19 protein-coding genes and 1 pseudogene are annotated in these 24493 nt (G+C 42.8%); 6 read left to right on the forward strand and 14 right to left on the reverse strand.

What is annotated here, in order from left to right; all coding sequences use genetic code 11:
- The first annotated feature begins 411 nt into the window (after window positions 1-411).
- On the forward strand, window positions 412-2676 hold the full coding sequence (gshAB, locus tag JX304_RS01875; RefSeq protein WP_205011016.1) for a bifunctional glutamate--cysteine ligase GshA/glutathione synthetase GshB: 2265 nt from the start codon (window positions 412-414) through the stop codon (window positions 2674-2676).
- A 120-nt stretch (window positions 2677-2796) separates the two neighbouring features.
- On the opposite strand, the pseudogene JX304_RS01880 reads toward gshAB, so the two are convergent.
- The 14 genes and pseudogenes from JX304_RS01880 to JX304_RS01945 form a co-directional block, all read right to left on the reverse strand.
- Window positions 2797-3171: pseudogene (locus JX304_RS01880) on the reverse strand (transposase); the annotation flags it as partial.
- Between the two features lie 6 nt (window positions 3172-3177).
- Window positions 3178-3387 (reverse strand): hypothetical protein, encoded by a 210-nt coding sequence (locus tag JX304_RS01885; RefSeq protein ID WP_031573799.1) that lies wholly within the window; start codon window positions 3385-3387, stop codon window positions 3178-3180.
- A 153-nt stretch (window positions 3388-3540) separates the two neighbouring features.
- Window positions 3541-3903, reverse strand: a complete 363-nt coding sequence (locus JX304_RS01890; RefSeq protein WP_239649394.1) for a hypothetical protein — start codon at window positions 3901-3903, stop codon at window positions 3541-3543.
- Between the two features lie 107 nt (window positions 3904-4010).
- On the reverse strand, window positions 4011-4319 hold the full coding sequence (locus tag JX304_RS01895; protein ID WP_205011017.1) for an ABC transporter: 309 nt from the start codon (window positions 4317-4319) through the stop codon (window positions 4011-4013).
- A 155-nt stretch (window positions 4320-4474) separates the two neighbouring features.
- The gene (locus JX304_RS01900) at window positions 4475-5059 is read right to left on the reverse strand and encodes a DUF1307 domain-containing protein (RefSeq protein ID WP_205011018.1); all 585 of its coding nucleotides are present in this window, start codon (window positions 5057-5059) and stop codon (window positions 4475-4477) included.
- 129 nt (window positions 5060-5188) lie between these two features.
- Window positions 5189-6187: a UDP-glucose 4-epimerase GalE gene (galE, locus tag JX304_RS01905; protein ID WP_205011019.1), complete on the reverse strand. Its 999-nt coding sequence runs from the start codon at window positions 6185-6187 to the stop codon at window positions 5189-5191.
- A 64-nt stretch (window positions 6188-6251) separates the two neighbouring features.
- Entirely contained in the window at window positions 6252-7724 is a 1473-nt protein-coding gene (gene galT / locus JX304_RS01910) for a UDP-glucose--hexose-1-phosphate uridylyltransferase (RefSeq protein WP_205011020.1), read from the reverse strand.
- 12 nt (window positions 7725-7736) lie between these two features.
- On the reverse strand, window positions 7737-8915 hold the full coding sequence (locus tag JX304_RS01915) for a galactokinase (protein ID WP_430544373.1): 1179 nt from the start codon (window positions 8913-8915) through the stop codon (window positions 7737-7739).
- 318 nt (window positions 8916-9233) lie between these two features.
- A complete protein-coding gene (locus JX304_RS01920; RefSeq protein ID WP_205011021.1) occupies window positions 9234-11456 on the reverse strand; it encodes an alpha-galactosidase in 2223 nt (740 codons plus the stop codon).
- Between the two features lie 281 nt (window positions 11457-11737).
- A complete protein-coding gene (gene gtfA, locus JX304_RS01925; RefSeq protein ID WP_205011022.1) occupies window positions 11738-13180 on the reverse strand; it encodes a sucrose phosphorylase in 1443 nt (480 codons plus the stop codon).
- 414 nt (window positions 13181-13594) lie between these two features.
- Window positions 13595-14428, reverse strand: a complete 834-nt coding sequence (locus tag JX304_RS01930; protein WP_205011023.1) for a carbohydrate ABC transporter permease — start codon at window positions 14426-14428, stop codon at window positions 13595-13597.
- A 13-nt stretch (window positions 14429-14441) separates the two neighbouring features.
- On the reverse strand, window positions 14442-15308 hold the full coding sequence (locus JX304_RS01935; protein ID WP_205011024.1) for a carbohydrate ABC transporter permease: 867 nt from the start codon (window positions 15306-15308) through the stop codon (window positions 14442-14444).
- A gap of 13 nt (window positions 15309-15321) precedes the next feature.
- Window positions 15322-16581, reverse strand: coding sequence for an extracellular solute-binding protein (locus JX304_RS01940; RefSeq protein ID WP_205011025.1), 1260 nt, complete (start codon window positions 16579-16581; stop codon window positions 15322-15324).
- A gap of 14 nt (window positions 16582-16595) precedes the next feature.
- Window positions 16596-18758 carry an alpha-galactosidase gene (locus tag JX304_RS01945; RefSeq protein WP_205011026.1) on the reverse strand — a complete coding sequence of 721 codons (2163 nt, stop codon included), beginning with the start codon at window positions 18756-18758 and terminating at the stop codon, window positions 16596-16598.
- Window positions 18759-18920: 162 nt separating this feature from the next.
- Between JX304_RS01945 and JX304_RS01950 the strand changes: the two genes are divergently transcribed.
- From JX304_RS01950 to JX304_RS01970, 5 genes are all read left to right on the forward strand, one after another.
- Window positions 18921-19754 (forward strand): AraC family transcriptional regulator, encoded by an 834-nt coding sequence (locus tag JX304_RS01950; RefSeq protein ID WP_205011027.1) that lies wholly within the window; start codon window positions 18921-18923, stop codon window positions 19752-19754.
- 67 nt (window positions 19755-19821) lie between these two features.
- On the forward strand, window positions 19822-20829 hold the full coding sequence (locus JX304_RS01955; RefSeq protein ID WP_205011028.1) for a LacI family DNA-binding transcriptional regulator: 1008 nt from the start codon (window positions 19822-19824) through the stop codon (window positions 20827-20829).
- Window positions 20830-20843: 14 nt separating this feature from the next.
- Window positions 20844-21785, forward strand: coding sequence for a bifunctional biotin--[acetyl-CoA-carboxylase] ligase/biotin operon repressor BirA (gene birA / locus JX304_RS01960; RefSeq protein WP_205011029.1), 942 nt, complete (start codon window positions 20844-20846; stop codon window positions 21783-21785).
- 871 nt (window positions 21786-22656) lie between these two features.
- Window positions 22657-23760 (forward strand): ABC transporter permease, encoded by a 1104-nt coding sequence (locus JX304_RS01965; protein WP_205011030.1) that lies wholly within the window; start codon window positions 22657-22659, stop codon window positions 23758-23760.
- 1 nt (window position 23761) lies between these two features.
- Window positions 23762-24451 carry an ABC transporter ATP-binding protein gene (locus tag JX304_RS01970; protein WP_205011031.1) on the forward strand — a complete coding sequence of 230 codons (690 nt, stop codon included), beginning with the start codon at window positions 23762-23764 and terminating at the stop codon, window positions 24449-24451.
- The last annotated feature ends 42 nt before the right edge of the window (window positions 24452-24493 follow it).

The raw sequence follows: 24493 nt of genomic DNA on the forward strand, positions 1-24493 counted from the left end.
CCTTGCTTTCTCAATTCATATATTTGAACTTTATCTTCATAAGTTAATTTCATTATAAAACACCCCAAAAGTTAGATCTTTTCTGTCTAACTTTTGGGGTGCAGTTCAATTCAACAGGAGTGTTTTCTTGTGTCTCATTTTATGGGTGCAGTGCCGACCCTAGGGATTCTTTCGTTCTCATATATACGTCATTAGTATAGGCTAATTTGATTTAAATTTCAAGAGAAATAACATTTTACATAAAAATCGGTGGGTATCTTACAGTTTTTGCATATAATAAAGCTAAAAAGCAACTGGTTTTAAGAATTCTTATCTAAAACATTCGGAAATCCCCCTTAACCGTAGCGGAAAGTTGTTTTCTTCTCCTATTTATAATACACTATCACTAACATTAGATGAAAAGGTGACTCTATGACTATAAATCAACTGCTTCAAAAGCTGGAGCCTACTAGCCCTATCCTTCAAGCTAACTTTGGAATTGAACGTGAAAGTCTTCGTGTCGATAGACAGGGAAAATTAGCACATACGCCTCACCCTTCCTGCCTAGGAGCTCGAAGTTTCCACCCTTATATTCAAACAGATTTTTGTGAGTTTCAGATGGAACTCATCACACCAGTTGCTAAATCTACCACTGAGGCTCGTCGATTTCTTGGAGCCATTACCGATGTAGCTGGACGTTCCATCAGTAAAGATGAACTTCTCTGGCCCTTGTCCATGCCTCCTCGTATCAACGCCCAAGAAATCCAAGTTGCCCAACTGGAAAATGAATTTGAACGCCATTATCGTAACTACCTGGCCGAAAAATACGGAACTAAACTACAAGCTATCTCAGGTATCCACTATAATATGGAACTAGGGAAAGATTTGGTTGAAGCCCTATTCCAAGAAAGTGACCAGATTGATATAATTGCTTTCAAAAACGCCCTCTATCTTAAGTTGGCTCAGAACTATTTGCGCTATCGTTGGGTGATTACCTATCTCTTTGGTGCTACACCTGTTGCTGAGCAAGGCTTCTTCGACCAAGAAGTGCCAGAACTCGTGCGTTCCTTCCGAAACAGCGACCATGGTTATGTCAATAAGGAAGAAATACAAGTATCTTTTGCAAGCCTAGAAGACTATGTCTCTGCCATCGAAAACTATATCGAACAAGGTGATTTGATTACGGAAAAGGAATTTTACTCGGCTGTTCGTTTCCGTGGACAAAAGGTTAATCGCTCCTTCCTTGACAAGGGAATCACCTACTTAGAATTCCGTAACTTCGACCTCAACCCCTTTGAGCGTATCGGTATTAGCCAAACTACCATGGATACCGTACACTTACTCCTTCTAGCCTTCCTCTGGCTGGATGCCCCTGAAAATGTTGATCAGGCTCTGGCTCAAGGTCACGCGCTGAATGAAAAAATTGCCCTCTCTCATCCTTTAGAACCTCTACCTTCTGAAGCTGAAACTCAGAACATTACGACAGCTCTAGACCAACTGGTGCAACATTTTGGGCTTGGTGACTATCATCAAGGTCTGGTCAAACAAGTTAAAGATGCCTTTGCAGATTCCAGTCAGACACTAGCTGCTCAACTTCTTCCTCATATCAAAGACAAGTCCCTTTCTGACTTTGCCCTTGACAAGGCGCTTGCCTATCATGATTACGACTGGACTGCCCACTATGCTCTTAAGGGGTATGAGGATATGGAACTTTCTACCCAGATGCTGCTCTTTGATGCCATTCAAAAGGGGCTTCATTTTGAAATCCTAGATGAGCAGGATCAATTCCTTAAACTCTGGCATAAAGATCATGTTGAGTACGTCAAAAATGGTAACATGACCTCAAAAGACAACTATGTAGTTCCTCTTGCCATGGCTAATAAAACCGTGACCAAAAAAATTCTGGCTGATGCTGGCTTCCCTGTCCCTGCCGGCGACGAATTTACCAGTCTAGAACAAGGTCTAGCCTACTATCCTCTTATCAAGGGCAAGCAAATTGTGGTTAAACCAAAATCAACCAACTTCGGTCTGGGCATTTCCATTTTCCAAGAGCCTGCCAGCCTTGATAACTATAAGAAAGCTCTCGAGATTGCCTTTGCAGAAGATACAGCTGTTCTTGTTGAAGAATTTATCCCAGGAACCGAATACCGTTTCTTCATTCTGGACGGGCGTTGTGAGGCTGTCCTCCTTCGTGTCGCTGCTAATGTTGTCGGTGATGGCAAACACACCATTCGTGAATTAGTCGCTCAGAAAAATGCCAATCCATTGCGAGGCCGTGACCACCGCTCACCTCTGGAAATCATTAAGCTAGGAGACATCGAACAATTGATGTTGACTCAGCAAGATTATGCACCTGATGATATTCTCCCAGAAGGGAAAAAGGTCAATCTACGCCGTAACTCCAACATCTCTACGGGTGGTGACTCTATTGATGTCACTGAGACCCTGGATTCATCCTATCAAGAATTAGCTGCAGCTATAGCGACTAGCATGGGGGCCTGGACTTGCGGGGTTGACCTCATCATTCCAGATAAAACTCAGCCTGCTAGCAAGGAAAAACCTCATTGCACTTGTATAGAGCTCAACTTCAATCCCGCTATGTATATTCACACCTATTGTGCTGAAGGTCCTGGACAAGCTATCACTCCAAAAATCCTAGACAAGCTTTTTCCAGAAGTTGCCACAATTCAAACCTAAAACCTAATTCTTAGGAACAAACAAATCACCTTTATCTCGATGATATGATACCTCTTAAGTAGACAAGGTAAATACCTAAAATCTACGGCTCTTTGTCAACTGTAGTGGGTTGAAGAAAAGCTAAGCTCGAGAAAGGACAAATTTCGTCCTTTCTTTTTTGATATTCAGAGCGATGAAAATTCGCTTCTTGAAGTTTTCAAAGTTCCGAAAACCAAAGGCATTGCGTTTGATAAGTTTGATGAGATTATTAGTCGCTTCCAATTTTTCGTTGGAATAGGATAACTGAAGGGCATTGATGATTTTCCCTTTGTCCTTTAGAAATGCAGTCTGAAAAAGAGAATGAACCTTCTTTATATTGTCTTCAATGAGTCCAAAAAATTTCTCTGGTTCCTTATTCTGAAAGTGAAAAAGCAAGAGCTGATAGAGATTATAGTGGTATTTCAAGTCTTCTGAATAGCTCAAAAGCTTGTCTAGGATTTCTTTATTGCCTAAATTGTCAAATTAAGTTAGACTTTTCAAGTAACTCAGAAAAACTTGATAGGGTGATTGAAATAGTTCTAATGGTAATTCATAGACTACCCTCTGTTCAGCTATTCCCCCTTCATCTGTAACAAAAAAATATTTCTCATGATGTCGCCAAATATGTTGTCCATAACCTTTTATTTCCTCAAACTTACTAACTTCTTCCCAGCCTAGTTTACTATATTTCATGTATGTTCTCCGATCTTTTCACTAATATCTTACATTACACATCTGGCAAATTTCCTGGATATGTTCTTCCACCAGGTCTCCAAACACCATCAAAAATTAAATCTTTATTTCCGCTTGGAATTATTAAATTTTGAACTGAAACAGCAATGAATGTTACGAATTATTCACTTGGACTTTCTCAACTAATTGACTAACTTTTTCAAATTCATTATTTTTGATCAATTTTTCAATTAAGTCTACATCCTTTTTATCAATGGTATGTGAGGAAATATTTTTAATGATTATCTTTAAAATTTGATAAGTTACCTCATTATCATCTAATTTAGAAATCTCGGATCTTATTTCCCCTCGTTCAGTAAAAGCCAGATTATATCTTCCATTTCCATCCTCTATTACAGAAATTCCCTCTGGAAAGTAGGGAGGTTGTTCGGAAAAATAAATTCCAAATTCATCTAATTTTAAATTTGCAATTTTTGAAACTTCGTATTCAATCCTATTTTTTAATTTTATTATCACTTTATTATTCCTATTTCTTTCAATCTTAGTAAAAAACTACTTTTTTTTAATCATCAATCGAGTTCTAATTTTAATAGCTTTACATAATTCGTTAATATCAGTAAAGGTTACCGTTCCAATAAATAATTAGCAATAACCACTTTTAATTCGGTAATAGTCTCATTAGTCACTTTTCTTATTTCAACATCATTATTCCAATAGTAAATATCAGAAAGTCCCCCATGCGGTGGGAAAAGTGCTTGATATATTGTCAATTTATCTCTTAAACTCATTCCCTTATTAGTATTTGCATGTTCTTTCAAAATCTGTAACTGATTTACCTGTTGAGCAATAGTTTTAATATTATATTTGTCAATGATAGACAACAAATGATCAATCGATTCTAAAAAAGTTTCTTTCTTACTATTATTTATCATTAAAAAACCTCATTAAGTACTGCTATTTTTGCATACAACAGTCAAGTTAAATTTCTTTAATCTTACTTTTGTTTAAATCCTATTCTACCAAAAATGGCCTTGAATTCATACCAAAACAAAAAGAGAGCAGCAAACTGAACTGCTCTCCATTTGGTTTATTTTTCTACCATACCGCCCTTAATCAGACTGTCTTTCGTTACTGAATAACTGACTGTATTGTCATCTAGCGGATTAAAGCCTGGTACGATTTCTTTTAATTTTTTCAAATCGATTTTTGTGTAATCAATGGTATTGCGGATATAAAAGATTCCATCTTTATATTCTGATGTCAGTTCAAATCCGTGTCCCATCAGATCTTTGAATTTTTCTTGGCTTCTGGCAACGGCTTCTTTCATGGATTCAAGAGGGTTCTCACCAGGCACTTTTGAGACGTCGTAATCATCAACCTTTTCTTGAACTAATAGAGTATCTCCCTTGTAATACAAGGTGACAGTTGACTTACCTGCTTCATCACTTGTTTCAAGAACGGTCTTTTGTGCACCTGCTAGTGCATCCTCTTTTTTGCTTTCATCGGTTGATGACTCTTTTGTCTTTTCTTTAGCAGATGATTTGCTTGTCGCTTTACTCGTCACTTTGGTGGACGATTGATCCGTAGATTTTGATTTCTCTTTTGGCGCACAACCAACTAAGAGAAGGCCAGCTGACAATAAGATGGCTACTGATTTTACAGTTTTATTCATTTTGAATCCCTCACTATCTTCTGATGTTTAAGGAAATGACTGACGTCTGAAATGAGTCATTTAGCAAGATCAACTGTCGTTTTAGATGTTATTAGAAAAGCCTCAAAAATGATGTTCGCAGTCCCCTCCTTATCGATCATTGTAGCCATCTGGGTGGCTGGAATGCCATGCCCAGGCTGTTTGGATGATGGTTTCGATATTGTCAAATTTTGGTTGCCAGCCGAGGATCTCACGCGCCTTCTCAGAGGATGCGATCAGGGTATCTGGATCTCCTGGTCTGCGATCAGCAATCTCAAGAGGGATCGGATGCCCCGTCACCTTGCGGGCTGCTTCAACGATTTGAAGATTGGAGAATCCGGTCGAGGAGCCCAGATTAAAGGCAGTCGATGGGTTGCCATTTCGGAGATACTCTACCGCTAGCAGATGAGCATCTGCCAAGTCAAATGGATGGACATAGTCCCGGACATTGGTGCCATCTGGTGTCTTGTAGTCATCTCCAAAAATAGCGATCTTCTCGCGTTTACCTTGGGCTACTTGCAAGACGATTGGCAAGAGATGGGTTTCTGGTCCATGGTCTTCGCCAATCGACCCGTCTGGCTTAGCACCCGCTACATTAAAGTAACGGAGGGGCACATACTTGATGCCATAGGCTTGATCGGCCCAGCGCATAATGGTTTCCATCATGAGCTTGCTTTCACCATAGGGATTGATCGGTTTTTGTGGAGTGGTTTCAAGAATCGGAATTTCTTCTGGAATGCCGTAGGTGGCAGCGGTTGAAGAAAAGACAATGTAGTGTACCCCACATTCATGCATGACTTCCAAGAGTTTGACCATGCCAGCTGTATTGTTGTCAAAATATTTCAATGGATCTGCCATAGACTCAGCGACCAGTGAGTAGGCCGCAAAGTGGATGACCGCATCGATATCTGCATGGTCCTTAAAAACCCTGCGCATGAAGTCTTGATCCGCTAATTCTCCTTGGTAAAAGACGGCATCTGGATGCACCGCTGCACGGTGGCCTGTGACCAGGCTATCGACCACCACGACTTTTTCCTGTCCTTCATTGACCAAACGGTCTACCATGTGGGAACCGATATAGCCAGCTCCTCCGAGTACGAGTATTGCCATTTGTTTTCCTTTCGCTTCTTTGTCTTCTCTTTTATTGTACCAAATTTCCGCGTCTTCTCCACACTTAAAGTGTCGCGACAAAGCGTCTAAAGGCTGCTTGGCCTTCTGCTGTTCGCTTGTAGACACCGGCATCTTCCAGCACGCGCGCAAAGATTTGACCAACTGATTCACGGACAAGGGCCTCTGCCTCCGCTTCTTCCGTGAGGGATGGGTGAGTGGCTTTTAAGTCATCCGCCCAGTCTTGGTGGTAACGAGCCACACTGCTTTCTCGTCCAAGCAGATAATCTTGAACCTGCTTGAGCTCTTCCTTGAGTCGAGGTGGCAAAATCGCCAAGCCCATGACTTCGATCAGGCCGATATTTTCTTTTTTGATGTGTTGCACATCCGCATGCGGGTGGTAAATACCATCGGGATGCTCTGGTGAGGTTTGGTTATCACGGAGCACCAAGTCCAGTTCATAATGCCCATCGCGGATTCGTGCAATGGGGGTAATGGTATGATGGGGTTGACCGTCAGATGTGGCTAAGACTTGCACAGCTGGATCCGAGTAACCTCGCCAGCTTTCTAAGATGTGGTCTGCCAAGTTAATCAGCTCTTCCTTGTTATCTGACTGCAGACGCAAGACTGACATTGGCCAACGAACGATGCCCACTTGAACCCCTTCAAAGCCAGGAATGGTAAAGGTTTGGTCAAGCTCTGCCAGCTCCATAGGGAAGGTGTGGCGTCCCCCTTGGTAATGGTCGTGAGTCAGGATAGAACCTCCCACGATCGGAAGATCTGCATTGGAGCCTGCAAAATAGCCTAGAAAAGTCTCTACAATGGTCAAGAGTCGCTCAAAGGTCTTGCGGCTAATGGCCATAGGAACATGCTGGCTATCGAGGAAAATGCAGTGTTCGTTAAAGTAGGCATAAGGGGAATACTGGAAGCCCCAGTCATGACCGTCCATGTCAAAGCGGATGATCCGATGATTGGCACGGGCAGGATGGTCTAGGCGACCTTGATAGCCTTCATTTTCAAAGCAAAGTTGGCAGGCTGGATAATGACTAGCTTTAGCCAGCTTCGCCGCTGCGATGTCTTTCGGATCTTTTTCAGGTTTTGACAGATTGATGGTGATTTCAAGGGAGCCATAGGGAGTTTCTGCCTCAAAGGCTATATTTTGTGCAATCGCCTCTACCTTGATGTAATCATTGCGCTTAGAGAGGGCATAGAAATCAGCAATTGCATCTTCCTTGGACTGACGATAGGTCTCCCGGAAACGATGGTTGACCTGACTCGGACTGGGGGTGATCCAATCCATCAACTCTGCACCTAAGCTGTCCTTTGCGGCCATGCTATCTTGGATCTTGCTATTCGCAACAGCGATCTCCACCAGCTGATCTTTGAGTGCGATCAAGTCTTCTTTTTGAGCTGGTGCGTCTAGCCCTTCTTCTCCAATGCGACTCATAACGCGGTTTTTTAGATAAATCCGATCCATCTCTTCATAGTCACTTGCCGCAATGACGGCTGTGACAAATGCATCTAATACCAGTTCTGTCATCCTATCTCCTTTTTAATCAAGCACCCGTGTGCCTGCCGCAACCTCTGCAATATAGAAGCTTGGCGCATAGCCAACGACTTCTTCATAGCGGTTGCCGACAGCTTCTTTAAATGCTTGAACCTTATCTTTGTTTACGAGGGCGATGGCACACCCACCAAAGCCTGCTCCGGTCATACGAGCTCCCAAGACGCCGTCTTGTTCCCAAGCTGTGTGCACTAAGGTATCCAATTCTAGACCAGTCACTTGGTAGTCATGCTCCAAAGATACGTGGGAAGCATTCATGAGACGGCCAAAGCCTTCCAAATCACCTGCTTCAAGTGCCTTACGGGCTTGGAGAGTCCGTTGGTTTTCAAGAACAGCATGACGCGCCCGTTTGATGCGATTTTCATCCTTAATCAGGTAGCTGTAGGCATCAAAGGACCAGAGGTCCAATTCCCCTAAGGTTTGGATATCTAGTTTTTCTTGGAGTTCAGATACGGCGTTTTCACATTCTGCACGGCGTTCATTGTATTTTGAATCTGCTAATTCCCGGCGTTTGTTGGTATTCATGATGACCACGACATTGTCTTTGAGATCAAGCGGTACCAAATCATATTCTAGGGTGTTGGTATCGAGATAAATAGCCCGTTGATCAGCCCCCATACCGATGGCAAATTGGTCCATGATGCCCGAGTTGACTCCTATGAAGTGATTTTCGGTTTGTTTCCCGATCTTGACCAGATCTAGTCGATCTAACTGAAGATCAAACAGTTTCTCAGCGATGACGCCAATCAAGAGCTCCAGGGAAGCTGAAGAGGAGAGGCCTGAGCCATTTGGGATATTGCCGTAGACATAGACGTCCATCCCGCTATCAATGACATGACCAGCTTCTTGTAAGAAATGAAGCACGCCTTTTGGATAGTTGGTCCAGTTGTGCTCTTTTTCAAAATGAAGATTTTCCAACGGGAATTCAATGATCCCCTTGTCTTCAAAATTGCCTGAGAAGAAACGCAAGACCTTATCTTCTCGCTTTCTTGCTGCTCCGTAGGTACCAAGTGTAATGGCTGCCGGGAAGACGTGTCCTCCGTTGTAGTCGGTGTGTTCACCGATCAGATTAATCCGCCCTGGTGAAAAGAAGGTATGATCAGCCTTTTCGCCAAAGACAGCCTGAAACTTTTCTTGTAGATCTTGAGACGTGATGGATGTAGTCATGTGAAACTCCTTTTTATTTTGTAAACGCTTTTATACTTGTATTATAAACGATTAAAAGGATAATTTCAAGTATTTTTAGTAAATTTTTATTTAATTTTTATTTTATATTTAAAAGGCCTATAATATAGGTTTTTAACCATATCCCATTTCCAACAAACTTGGTATTATTTGAATCAATTTTAGTAAAGTTTTACCAAAAAATCTCAATTGGGAGTGACCCAATTGAGATTCTTTATTCCTTAGTTTTTCTTTCTTGGATAGACAAAAGATCCAAGGAAGGTTAAGAGGCATCCTATCAATAGATACTCGCTTCTCTTATCATGTTACTTCTTCAAACACCCAAATGTGAGAGTCGAAATCACAACTCAGTTTTTCTTGATTTAAAGGCTGTCCACAGGAAGCGTCTGAAAGACTAAAACCTGCTAACATCAGTTCTGCACCGCTAAACTGTTTCCCGTCCACTTGATAGATAGCATCTACATTCAGTCCTTGAAGATACACACGATCATAAGCACGGTTCACTTCGTTCAATAGCTTATACTGAGCCAGAATCACTCGGGAACGATTTTGACTGACAACTGACCATACGACTTGATTGGAGTCAAAAGGAGAGCGCAAACGGTAAAAATTTCCTTGATGAATCAGGGATCGCTCTTTTTTGTAAAAGGCAATTTGCTCTTTTACGATTTTCTTCTCCGCCTGCGTCAGGTCTGCTAGATCCAACTCGTAACCAAAGACCCCAAAATAAGCGACATTTCCCCTTGTCGCAAGCGGTGTGATCCGATTGGTTTGATGGTTAGGGACAATGGACACATGTGCTCCCATCGTCGAGAGTGGATAGACTAGACTGGTTCCGTACTGGATCTTAAGCCGTTCAACTGCATCTGTATCGTCACTGGTCCAAGTCTGGGGTGCATAATAAAGCAAACCTGGATCAAATCTACCGCCTCCCGAAGCGCAAGATTCAAAGAGAACAGAAGGGAATGCTGTCGTTAAACGATCATATAAGTGGTATAATCCTAGAACATACCGATGAAACACTTCTCCTTGCTGATCTGGAGCCAAGGATTTAGAAAAGACATCTGTAAGCGGACGGTTCATATCCCACTTAATATAATCTAATTTTGTCTCTTCTATCACACGCGCCATTTGCTCATAAATTGCATCTACAACTTCTTCACGGCTAAAGTCTAAGACAAATTGATTTCGTCCATGACGTGGTGAATGACCTGCTACTTCTAGGATCCAGTCTGGATGAGAACGATAAAGATCGCTATCTTTGTTGACCATTTCCGGTTCAAACCAAAGACCAAATTTCAAGCCCAGGTCGTGAACTTTCTCTGAAAAAGCCCCGATTGTATCTGGGAATCGCTCGCGATTGGCAACCCAATCTCCAAGACCAGTTCGATCATTGGTTCGTTTTCCAAACCAGCCGTCATCTAACACAAATAGTTCGATACCAACTTCTTTAGCATTTTGCGCAATCCTTAGCAGTTTTTCCTGATCAAAATCAAAGTAGGTTGCTTCCCAATTATTTAGTAGAATCGGTCTCTCCTTATCTCGCCATTCTCCCCTAGCTAGACGGGTACGATACAGACGATGGAAAGTTTGACTCATATCGTTTAAACCATTTCTAATGTATACCAGAACTGCTTCTGGACTTGTAAAGCTAGCACCAGGGTCTAATTTCCAACCAAATTGGAAGGGATTGATCCCCACTTGAAGTCGGGTGACATCGAAAGTATCCACTTCTGCTTGAAGGAGGAAATTTCCTGAGTAAATCAGGCTGAGTCCAATAACCTCCCCCTGATTCTCAGTAGTTTCTGGTCGTTTTAGAGCAATGAAAGGATTGTGCAGATGACTAGAGATTCCACGTGTTGATTCTATCGATTGGATTCCTTGACGTAACAATGTGGAATGAATGTGCCTTTCACGAGCCCACGCTCCAGAAAGCTGTATCATCTCATAGTTTCGATCAGGTAGGTCTAAAGAAAGGCTGGTGACTCCTTCAATGGAAAGAGGTCTTGAACCTTGATTGTTGATCAGGTGACTTCTCGTTATCACAGGGAAGTCTCGGAAAATACTATACTGAATAGTCACTTCTACACCCGATACCGAATCGGTCAGATTGACTTGCAAGGTCTGGCATTCATCCTCATTTTCAACATAAGTTGCTGGTAAACCTTCTAATCTTGGTTTTCCCTTAAAAATTACATGATCCTTATAGATAAAATCTGTCAGCCGAGAACCATTTTCAAAAGACAGTTCCAAGGCAGGATGGCGAAAATCTGTCGCCCCATACTCTGGAAATTCTTGTTGCAGGTGTTCGAGTGAATACAGAAGATCCCCTTCTTGCCGGTAAGTGGTCATCGGGCGGTGCTTCATTTCCACCAAATGACGATAATCCCCTTCTGGCAAGGTCGGTCCATAATAAAGATGGAGCAACTTCCCATCATGGGAAATCATAAAGATATAAGAAATAAAATCATTTCGCAGATGAAACTGCTTATATGTTTCCTGGTAGAGAATGAGGTCCCTCATATTTATCCTTTCTTGTATCAAAGTTCCTAGTATCGTACGAAGCTTTTAAGATAGATAGAGACAAAATTTGCGAAGATCATAGCAGATCTTGAATGGTCAGACCCTGACAAGGTTAAAGTAACAAAAGGATCACTTGCAGGGTAGAGAAGCTACTAGAAAGGGGTGCAAAATCCTTTGTTTTAAAAATATTGGAGAAAAACTGTAAAATCATAAAATCTCCAGCAATCTGTCCAATCAAAAAGGGAATATCCGAAACATGTCTCGCCTGACTTCAATTGTTTCTAAAACACAATGTCTTGACCGTTTTCTGTCACTTGGTAAGTCCCGTCAGCAAGATTGATTTGGGCTACTGCTGTGGTGGTCTGGTCTTTGTTTTGGCGCGTGATGACAATGGTCTGTTCATCTGGTGTTTCCACTTCAATGCTTCCTTCTAGGTCAAAAGCTTGCGAGTTGTTCCGGAAACTAAAGAGCTTGAGAAGAGATTTCACAACTGGACGCTCTACTTCTTGAGCAATTTCTTCATTACTGTAGTAATGACGGTTGATATTGCGGCCTTCCTTGGTGTTTTCTAAGAGTTCCAAATCATTCTTCCCAGCTAGAAATCCAACATAATACACTTGTGGAATACCTGGCGCAAAGGCTTGAATCAAGCGGGCTAGGAAATACTTGCCATCGTCATCTCCAAGTGCTGAATAATAGGTCGAATTGATTTGGTAGATGTCTAAGTTGTTGTACTCTGCTGTTGAATATTTGCGTTTCACATTCGCTCCTACCTTGTAGAGCTCATTTGATGCATAGTCAATTTCTTCATCTGTCAAGATATCCTTGACATCAACCACCCCAATCCCGTCATGGGTGTCGAGGGTCGTGAATTGCTTCATCGGACTCATCTTCAACCACTTAGCAAGGCGCTCCACTTTTGAGCTATAGAGGGTATAGAGGGTCACCATTGGAAGGGCAAAGTCATAGACATAATAGTCGTGATCGGCAATCTTAAATTGGATAGAATAGTGTTCATGAATCTCTGGCAAGAGCTCAGCACCGTAGCTGGCTGCCATATCGCGCACCTTATCCAACAAGTCCCAAATATCTGGCTCCACGAAGAAATCATTGGTGTCCAATTTCTTGACTGCATAAGCAAAGGCATCTAGGCGAATGAGGTCACAACCATTGCTCGCCAAATGTTCGATGGTCTTGCGAATAAAGTCCATGGTCACTTCCTTGGTCACGTCCAGGTCAATCTGCTCTTCCCCGAAGGTATTCCAGAGATGCTCAGTTGTCCCATCCGCAAAGGTAATTTCTTGCTTGGGAGCTCGGTCTTTGCGCTTATAAATCAAGTCTACATCCGCTTGAGTTGGACGATTCTCCGGCCAGAACTTGTCCCAGTTTAGGAAAAGATCCTTGTAAGCACTTTGGTCGTGCTTCTCTTGATAATCTTTGTAGTATTTAGACTGACGGGAAATGTGATTGATCATAAAGTCAAACATGAGATAGTACTTTTCGCCCAAGCGTTTGACATCTTCCCAATCTCCAAAAGCTGGATCCACTTGATCATAGTCTACAGGCGCAAAGCCACGGTCACCGGTTGATGGGAAAAATGGCAAGAGGTGAACACCACCTACTGCATCTCCAAAATATTTCTCCAGATTTTCATAGAGGTCCTTGAGGTTATTTCCTAAGCTATCTGAGTAAGTAATTAACATGGTTTTGTTTTGAATTGGCATAATGGTCTCCTTTTCTTTATTTGAAAGCCAAGTCTGAAGAGACCTGGCTTTCTTGAGTTTTTCTATTTTAGAATTGCTTTCTAGGATACGATTGAAATCAGCAAGCTGAAGCATCCCTTTGTATACGGAATTGAACACGGGACTAATTTCTTAGGAAAAAAGATAAATCTTCTTGTGTGCAAGCACACTACGTCGATTTCCTATTTTTCTACAGAAATTTTCAGCAAGCTGAATCGTCCCTTTGTATCTTAAATTGAACACGCCCTAAGCTCTGTGTGAAAAAGATGAATCCTCCAAGAAGCCAAGGCTTCTTATTCAGATTCCCTATATTTCCACAGCCGTTACTACTTCAGTCGTTTACGGATGTGGATGCCCTAGGGTGCACTGTGAGCTTTTAACGGGCTTTGTATCTTATTATTTCACTGCGCCGTTGCTCATTCCTGCGATGATATGGCGTTGGAAGAAGAGATAGACAATGGTGATACTGATAATGCCGACAACGTATGAGGCAAAGCTTGGGCCGTAGTCATTGAAATATTGGCCTGCGTAGTTGTATTGGAACAAAGGCAGAGTCCACATTTTGGAATCCCGGTTCAAGACAAGGAGTGGCAACATGAAGTCATTCCAGAACCAAAGGGCATTGATGATCATGGTTGTTGCATGCATGGGTTTCATCATTGGGAAGATGATGCGGAAATAGGTTGTAAATTTATTAGCACCATCGATCTCTGCTGCTTCATCCAGACTTTCTGGAATCGAGATTTTGATATAGCCGACATAGAGAAAGAGGGTCTGTGGAATCGCATAGGTCAAGTAGAGCAAGATCAAACCAAAGGTGTTGGCCAAACCGAGTTTACTCATCATAACGGTAATTGGAATCATGATAACTTGGAATGGGACGAAGATACCAAGGATTAGGAGGGTATACATGATGGTAAAGGCTTTTCTTTTACTCATATTGCGAGCGATGGAGTAGGCTGCCATGGGGATAAAAATCATTACTGCAAGTAAAGACAAGACAGTGATGACGACAGAGTTCCAATAATAGCCTCCGATCCCATCAGCTAAGAGACGGCTAAAGTTGTCCCATGTGAAGTTGGTTGGAAAGCCAAAGAAATTATCTACAATATCCTTAGTGGGTTTGAAGGAACTAAAGAGGGTAGAAAGGAGCGGCACTAAAATCAGAACCGATCCTAGAATCAATAGAATGTATTTGCCAATCAAGGCTTTTCTTTCATCTTGTTTCATCGTGCTTCTCCTCTTAAATTTCAAATTTCTTAGATACTCTCAATTGGATGATCGAAATCACTACAATTAAGAAGAACAAGATTACGGCAATGGCATTGGCATAACCGAATTGGTTATTTTTAAAGGCATAGTTATAAACCAAGAGCCCAAGTGAGGTTGTGGCATTGTTTGGACCACCACCGGTCATGGCAAAGACTTGGTCAAAGGCGGTTAGGCCACCTTTTAGGGCTAGAATAAAGACCATAGAGACACTTGGTAGCAAGTAAGGCAATTCAATGTTCCAGAAGACTTGCTTGCTAGTCGCGCCATCAATCCTTGCTGCTTCTGTAATCTCAGTTGGAATAGATTGCAAACCAGCTAGGAAGATAATGATGGGCATGGCCACCCCTTGCCATAGAAGGACAAAGACAGCCGCAAAGATCGCTCCCCACTTAGTCCCTAAAAGACTGGTTTGGAGAAACTCAATATGAAGGGCATTCCCAATCGCTGGAAGACCGTAGTTGAAGACTTGCTTGAAGATCAAAGCTACTGTCAAACCAGACAAAACAGCCGGGAAGAAGAACCAAGCACGGAAAAAAGTTTTTCCTTTGATTTTAGAGTTCAAGACACGCGCAATGAAGATCCCAAGGGCAATCTCCCCAACCACCATGGCAATCGTGATGATCGCGGTAAAGCCAATGGCATTCATGAATTTTGGATCCATGAAGAGGAGTTTAAAGTTGTTCAAGCCGACAAACTTGTAGTTATAAGTCAATCCTGTCCAGTTGGTAAAACTGTAAAAGGCTCCTTGGAACATCGGCACATAGAAGAAAATTGCTTGCAATAAGAGGGGGATGACCACAAAAGCCCATGCCCAATATTTTTGTAATACTTTTTTCATAGTCTCTCTACTCCTAATCCACATCCGCTTTCATCGGGTTAAAGAAGGCATTCAAATCATTGACCATTCCTTGTTTATCACCTGTCAAGACATAGTTCATGGTCAAGGTATGGAAGTCTGCTTCACTGGTCCAGTATTGTTGCAACCACACCAAGTGACGATCCGTAAAGGCATATTTGGTCATCCCAGCAAGCGGTGAATCCTCTCCTGCTTGTTTGACCCCTTCGATCGCTGTTGGAGATCCGTCCACATCGTAGTATTTTTGCATGACTTCTGGACGGGTCATGTATTCCACAAAGGCATTAGCTTCTTTTGGATGTTTGGTAGTAGCTGAGATAGACCATGCCAAGTCACCTGCACCAACGGTTAAGCTTTGTCCTTTTTCTTTTCCTGGAATCATGAAGGTTCCAATCTTAAATTTCGGTTTTTGTTCATTAATCGCTGTAATCGCCCAAGAGCCATTTGGTGTCATGAGGACATCTCCACGCGCGAAGGCTCCGATAACATCTGTATAGCCCGCACCTTCCCAGTTCTTTTGCTTCGAACCTTTAATGCGAAGAATATCCATGACCTTGATGTCATCTTTCATAATCGGATCAGACAATTTAATGGCATTTGGTTGAGAATAACGAAGGTATTGATTGGCTTCTTTCCCTCCACCTGCTGCTGTCGCAAAGGCTAATTGATTATACCCATTGAGCGTCCAAGCATCTGCACCTGCAATCCCAAATGGTGTTTGTCCTTTAGCAACGATGTCTTTGACTAATTGTTCAAACTCGTCCCAAGTTTCCGGAACCTTCAAGCCTAGTTCTTCGAATTTATCTTTGTTGTAGTAAATTCCATAAGCATTAGCTGTAAAAGGAACGTTGTAAACTTTTCCGTTCACAGCATATTTTTCAGCGTAGCCATTTTTCACGCGTTTCAGATAGTCTTTGTTGCTCAAATCTTCAAAGACACCTGCTTTTGCCCATTCTTGCAGTTCGATGGACTGTGGGTATATATTAACCACATCAGGCACATCTCCTGCGAGGACACGTGTTTTCAATACTTCACCACCGTTCGGTACATTGACGACTTTGACCTTGACCTTAGGGTTTTCCTTTTCAAAATCACGAGCAATTTCTTCCAAGGTTTTGGTCATTTCTTTTTTCTGGTTGAAATACTCGATGGTCACAGTGCCATCCGCAGATTTACCTTCGTTGGAGCAAGCACCGAGCCCAAACAAGGCTAAGCCTGTTGTCGCAAGAAGTCCGATTTTTTTATACCATTTCATTTGGCTGTCTCCTTTTATTTTTTGACAAAAACATATTGTTTCGTGAGGAAATCTCCCTGAGGAAGAACGACGGTTAAGCCGGCATACATGAGCTCAGCTCCTGAATAGACTTGGTCTGTCCCTTCTAAGCTATAGAACGCATCTTCTTCCAAACCTTTGAGCTTCAGAGTCGGCTCGATCTCTTCAACCGTTGATAAGACCCGTACATAGGTGACAACCGTACGGTCTTGATAAGTGAACTGGACGGCTGCTTGATTGCTACCATGACCTGGATTGATCAAGCGGTAGTGTTGTCCGAATTGGACAAGGGATCGAATCGTTTTGTAATGAGCGACTTGAGCTGCGATAACATCCAACTCTTCTTGAGAAAGGCTGGTCAGATCCAATTCATAGCCCAGATTTCCCATCATGGCTACATGGCCACGTGTTTCTAGTGGTGTGATCCGTCCCATCTGGTGATTTGGCACCGCTGACACGTGAGCTCCCATAGAAATAGTTGGATAGAGATAACTAGATCCATATTGGATCGGAAGTCTGGCAATGGCATCCGTATTGTCACTCGCCCAGACCTGTGGGAAATAACGCATCATGCCCAGCTCATTACGGCCACCACCACCGGAGCAAGACTCAAAGAGGATGTGCTCGTATTTCTCCGTCAAGTACGAAACCACTTCATAGAGACCCAAGATATAAGCATGGGATTGCATCTTGGTTTCCAGGTAGGTTTTCCCATTTCCAAGCTTGGTGATATTGCGGTTCATATCCCATTTGATATAGTCGATCTCATGGTTTGCAAGCAAGTCATCCAAGACCTGCTTGATATAAGCTACTACTTCTTTATTTGAGAAATCAAGCACCAGTTGATTCCGTGAATAGGTGTGTTCATAGCCTGGGACTTGAATAGCCCAGTCCGGATGAGCCCGATAAAGGTCGCTATCAACAGAAATCATTTCTGGCTCCACCCAAAGGCCAAATTGAAGTCCCTTGTCGTGGATGCCCTGAATCAATTCTGCTAGGCTTCCACCTAATTTTTCTTCATTGACGGTCCAATCACCAAGGGCCCGATTGTCATCATAACGATTGCCAAACCAGCCATCATCAAGAACAAAGAGTTCGATCCCCACTTTTTGAGCTTCGTCTGCTAGCTCCAATAATTTGTCTTTCTTGAAATCAAAGTAGGTCGCTTCCCAGTTGTTGATAAGAATCGGGCGTTCTTTATGGGCAAACTGGCTAGGAATGATATGGTTTTGGACAAATGCTTGACTCTCTTGACTGAGGCCAGTCAAGCCCTCATGTGAGTAGCTGATCATGGCCACTGGGGTATCAAAGCTCTGATTTGGTTCCAATTCCCAAGCAAAGTTTTCAGGATTGATCCCCAGTCCAACCCGAACTTCATTGAGTTGATTCTTTTGAACAAATCCTTCAAAATTCCCACTGTAGAGCAGTTGGAAAGCCAGAGCAGAGCCCCCATCTTCTGTCACTTCATGATCGGTAATAATAAGAGCCGGAGTCTGGGCATGTCCAGAAGCACCACGATTGGAGCTGATGGAGAAGATTCCCTGCTCCACTTGCTGACGGCGGACTGTTTTTTCTCTCGCGTAGGCTCCTTGCAGAGTGATGATATCGTAATCACTGGCTGGCAGATCTGCCAACACACTGAGAGCCTTGTGGATTACAACCTTTTCATCACTACAGTTTTCAATCTTTGAGAAGTTAGTGATGGTTGCCCGATCCTCGTAGGCGGTGTAGTAGAGGGTCAACCGCAGGGCCGCTTGATCATCTTCAAAGACCAGTGCCAAGGTTTCAGCCTGATCTACTGAGTGAGGGTTCGGAAGACCAGTCGCCTCAACACTGCCAGAGTAGATATTGGCTCCGACAAAGAGGAAATCCGTCACTTCTGTAACACCATGCTGGATCTGAATCGACGGCTTTCGAAAATCTCCTAGTCCGTGCTGGCCCAAGACCTGTCGCTGGGTATCTAGACTAAAAGTTCGATTGTCAGGTGTTGGATTTCCAGCGAACGCATGGTCCTTCTCATGCACTGTATTGGAAAAATGATAAGACGGGATCGGACGTCCCAGATGCTTGAGAATCAGGTAGCCATCTCGATTTTCAAGGATGAGGCTCAGTCCCTTACTTTCTACATAGAACAAATTTTGTTCGATACGAATTGCCATATCTTCCTCCATTGGACCCGAAACATCTATAACTATGTGTTTTTAATTTCAGTCCCAATAACTTTCTTTTTTAACATGTCTTTATTTTAAATGATGTAAACGCTTTCTAAAATAGAATTTTGTTGGACATATATGGTAAAATGTTAGGTAGGAGGTTTACCTATGTTAGTCTTTTCCGAATACCAAACCGATACCATTGACCTAGCCCTTGATTTTTATGGCTACGAAGATTGCCCGAAGAACTATGAATTTGGTCCTAGCGTTCGAGACAATTTTGTTCTGCATTATATTACCAAGGGAAAGGGAGTCTTCCACTTCAATAAGAGAGAAATTCAGCTTGAGGCTGGGGATCTCTTCCTTCTCCCCAAAAATAAGGTGACCTACTACAAGGCCGATGCAGAAGAGCCTTGGTCCTACTACTGGATTGGCATCAGTGGCACCAAGGTGAGCGATTTCATGCGTTTTTCAACCCTGCATGAAAAAGGTTTTCTGAAGAAAACTGAGGAAGAAACAGAAAAGATCGGCCAGTTTATGGAGCAACTCGTCCACAAGTCAGAGGCTTCGAAAATGACTTCTCACTACCAACTCCACCTTCTCTCGCAGATCTATGAACTGCTATTTCTTATCAGTGAAGTGGCTCCCGATATCCATCGCAGCCATCTATCTCCGACCTATCAGCTCTATCTGACCTGCAAGCATGTGATTGAGACGCATTACAATAAAGAACACCTAAGTATTCAAGAGATCGCTGATGACCTCAATGTCCATCGCTCCTATCTGACAACTGTTTTTAAGGAGTTTCACCAAATCTCTCCCAAAGAATTCCTGCACTCGGTCCGCATGCAACGAGCCCAGCAGTTGCTGACCAACACAGACGAAAGCATCAAGATCGTGGCTTACTCAGTTGGCTTTACAGACCCTCTTTATTTTTCAAAGGCTTTTAAGGCCTATAGCCACCTGACTCCTAGCCAATATCGCAGCAAACATAAAATTTAGTAAAAATTTATTTCTTTTTACTAGCATTTAGAGTATACTGGAACTAGTAAGCAATAAAGGATGAACTATGGCAACGATTAAAGACATTGCAGAAAAAGCAGGCGTTTCTCAGGCAACGGTCTCTCGCGTCCTCAACCAAGATGAGACCTTATCGGTTGGTGAAGACACGCGCAGTCGGATTCTTCGCATCGCTGAGGACCTGCATTACCAAAAGAAAAGCCGAAAAACAGCGCCTCAACCAGTCGAAGATTCTCATAAAATCGTCATCTTTGAATGGTACACGCGCGAAGAAGAATTAGAGGACCTCTACTACTATGCCATTAGGATGGGCTTGGAGAAACAAGCCCAGGAATTAGGCTATGAGATCTTTCGTATCTTCAACAAGGACGATTGGTCTTTGATTCAGGAGGCAGACGGCATTATTGCTCTTGGGAAATTCAGTCCCAAGACCATTCAAGATCTGGAAAGCTACGGCAAACCCCTGATCTTTGTCGATAGCAATACCCTCTATCTGGGGCATTCTTGCGTGACGACAGATTTAGAAGATTCTGTTATCACCGCTCTCGAGCATTTCCTTGATCATCATCACAAAGAGATCGGACTCTTGGTTGGGCTTGAAGAGACCGCAGATGCGACGCCGCTTCAGATGGATCCTCGTCAACGAGCCTTTCAACAGTTTCTCACGGAAAAAGGGCTTTATGAGGAGCGCTTTGTCGCTGTCGGTCAGTTCTCAACTGAATCTGGCTATCAGATGATGGAACAGCTAATTCAAGCGCTGGGCGACGATTTGCCAACTGCCTTTTTCATGGCCAGTGATGCCTTAGCTGTCGGGGCCCTTCGGTCCCTTCAGGAGCACCAAATCGCTGTGCCTGATCGCGTCAGTCTCATTTCCTTCAATGATACATCGATTGCTAAGTATGTCTTTCCTGCCCTCTCTACAGTGACCGTCTACACAGAAGAAATGGGCAAGCAAGCCATTCAGATGTTGCGGCAAACCTTTCAAGGGAGTCAACCAAGTGTTCCCTGCATGGTCAAATTAGCCACCAAACTGACGATTCGAGACAGCAGTCGCTAGGAGGTCTTAGTCTTATGAAAACACACGAAATCCTCTTTCAAACCCTTTCTCAGGCAGATGATTATGTCAATGGAGAGCAGTTGGCAAAAGAATTAGGTGTTTCCCGCACCTCTATATGGAAGGCCATCCAACGTCTAGAAAAAGATGGGGTCGTCATCGAATCTCTAAAAAAGAAGGGTTATAGACTGGTCTCAGGCGATATTCTGCTTCCTGAGGTCATTGCAAAAAATACCAAATTGACCGTTTCCTTAAACGAACAATGTAGCTCCACACAATTGGACGCCAAATTAGGCATAGAAGTTCATAAAGAAGGCAAGGCCCTCTACCTAGCCAATTCGCAGTCCGCTGGAAAGGGTCGCTTTGGTCGGGATTACTACTGCCCCGATCAAGGGGGCATCTACATGTCCCTTCATCTCAAGCCTCAACTGCCACCTACGGAACTCCCCCCTTATACCCTCATGGTCGCAGGAGCCATCTATAAGGCTATTAAAAATCTGACCCTGATCGATGTCGATATCAAATGGGTCAATGATATTTACTATCGCCATAAAAAAATTGGGGGAATCCTAACCGAAGCTATCACATCCATCGAGACTGGCCTTGTCACAGATGTCATTATCGGAGTCGGTCTCAATTTAGCCATCCCCACTTTCCCAAAAGAGCTAGAAAGCAAGGCTGGTTCCTTATTTGAAGGACCTTGTCTCATCACCCGCAATGACCTCATCAGCGAGATCTGGAAGGAATTCTTCCAAACGGATATTGATGAACTGGTCTACCTCTACAAAGAACGCTCCCTGGTCTTAGGACGAACTGTTACTTTTGAGCAGAACCAGCAGACCTATCAGGGCCTCGCCAAGGATATCTCTGATACCGGCCAACTCTTGGTCCAGTTAGAAAATCAAGAAGAAATCTGGCTCAATAGTGGAGAAGTCTCCCTCAAGCAGTGGGATCTATAAAACAGAGCCGACAGCTCAAAAAAGAGTCTGGGAAACAACGTTTCTCAGACTCTTTTGTGTAAAGACACATCAAAATTTTTTAAACCATTTCTTGATATACTCTAAGCATATATCCAGTAAGAATTTGATAAATAATAATACAATTCCAATCTTCACAAACATGTAATATTTAAATGTGTCATCAAATTCACTTACAAGCATCGGAAAGGTGAGAATATTAGATGGATTGATAAGAAAATAAAGTGAGATACAAATGGATAAAACCAAGGCCACTATAAAAATTTTTTTATGTAATTGCATTTTTTACCTTACCCTTTCTTGTTTTACAACATTAAATACCAATCACCAATTTTATATAGCCTGATTAATTCTTTTATTCCCCTTTCTAACAGGCTATTTTAATAGTTTTTATACCTTAATCGTATACCAATTTCAAAATAATTCAAGTCTGTTTTTCTAATCATTTTTATGATATAATAATAAAGTTTGAATGTTAAATAAAAAACTCAGTAACTATCCCAACAAACTCTATAAAATTATAGAGAGCACATGATCTATTTAAGCTACTAAACAGTTCAATTCAGTATGTTTTTTGCCCTACTTTTAAATCATGATATTGAAAATACCTAAAAGCGTCTTATCAACAGGAAAAAGCCTTGATTCCAAGGCTTTTTTTCATGTCCATAACAGATTATTTTGTTTACATTAACAATTAATCTCTTAGAATCTAATTGAACAGACTAAATCAATCCGATTCCTTCTCACTCTACCAAACACCATCCCCCTATTATCCCTCCACTTATGGTATGATGGTAGAGTATGTTTAGGTGCCAAGCTACTTGAGCACCTCCCTGCTAAAAGGAGAACCAATATGAAAATCGCATGGAATGAAATGAAATACCAGCCCAAGAAGTTTATCCTGATTGAACTTCTCATCACCATCCTCATGTTTATGGTGGTGTTTTTGTCCGGTCTGACAAATGGACTGGGCCGTTCGGTATCGGCCCAAATCGATAACTATGGGGCCCTGCACTACATCCTTTCGACGGATTCAGAAGGGATTATCCCCTTTTCAACCATTACGGCGAAAGATGTAGATGAGGTCCAAAAGATAGAGGGGATGGACTATTCTGGCTTGTCGATCCAACGGGCAACCGTCTCAACATCAGAGGATTCCAATACCCTGGATATCACCTACTTCGCGACCGATCACAACGAAGAAGAGATCCTCAATCCAATCATGGAAGATAAAGACCTCAAGATCTCCGACTTACAGAAAAACGAGGTCATTCTGGATAGTTCTTTCAAAAAGGATGAGGGGATCCAAGTCGGCGATCAAGTGATCGACAAAACCTCTAAGCAAAAACTCAAGGTCGTGGCCTTCGCGAAAAATGCCAAATACGGCTATAGCGAGATTGGCTTTATCAGCTCGGAGACCTACACAGGCATGCGGCAAAAAACAGATCCAAGCTATCAATGGCAAGCCCAAACCCTCGTGACCAAGAAGAGCATCACTTCTAGTGATCTAGCCAGCAACTTGATGGTGGCGGATAAGAAGCAAGTGATCGATAAAATCCCTGGCTACAAGGCTCAAAATCTGACGCTACGGATGATCACGTGGGTGCTACTACTCGCTTCTTCTGCTATCCTTGGGGTATTCTTCTATATCCTGACCCTGCAGAAGTTGAAACAGTTCGGTGTCTTGAAGGCCATTGGCATGTCCATGTGCCAGATTACCTATGTCCAACTATCCCAGCTCACCATCATCTCCCTTATCGGAGTACTGCTGGGTCTTGGCCTGGCAACCATGATGGCGCCATTATTACCGAATAGCGTCCCTTCCTTTATGACCCTGAAAGACAACCTCACCATCTCGGTTAGCTTTATCCTGACCTCTATTTTGTGTGGTGCCTTGTCCCTTGTCAAAATCAAAAAAGTAGATCCAATCGAAGTCATTGGTGGAAATGGAGAATAAGATGGCCATTATTGCATTAGAAAATATCAGAAAATCCTACGCCGATGGCAGCCAGATGCACCATGTCCTCAACCAGCTGAATTTAAGCGTCGAACCCAACGAATTTGTCGCCATCTTGGGCCCTTCAGGATCTGGTAAATCCACTCTCTTAGCTATCGCTGGTTTACTCTTATCAGCGGACGAGGGGCGGATTTCTATCGCTGGCCAAGACTTGACCGGCCTCAACCAAGGCCAGTGGACGCAAAAACGGCTGGAATTGCTCGGCTTCATCTTTCAAGATCACCAGCTCCTCTCCTACATGAAAATCGGTGACCAGTTAGAACTGGTGGCCAAATTGAAGGGGGAAAAGGACAAGAAAAAACGCCAAGAGGAAGTCAAAGCCTTGTTGGCAGATCTGGGCATCGAAGCTTGTTACCAACAATACCCGAATCAGATGTCCGGTGGGCAAAAACAACGGGCAGCCATTGCTCGGGCCTTTATTGGAAATCCGCAGGTCATCTTAGCCGATGAACCAACTGCTAGCCTAGACCCGGATCGAGGGCAAGAAATCGCCCAGTTGATCCGGAAAGAAGTCAAATCCAAAAACAAGAGCGCCATCATGGTGACCCATGACCGCTCCATCCTGACCTATGTGGATACCATTTATGAATTAACACATGGCCAGTTGCTAAAGGTCGAAAAAGTTGATTAAATAAAAACTAGCGAACAAGAGTCTCTCTTGTTCGCTAGTTTT

The sequence above is a fragment of the Streptococcus parasanguinis genome (genome assembly GCF_901875555.1).
Classification (GTDB): domain Bacteria; phylum Bacillota; class Bacilli; order Lactobacillales; family Streptococcaceae; genus Streptococcus; species Streptococcus parasanguinis_H.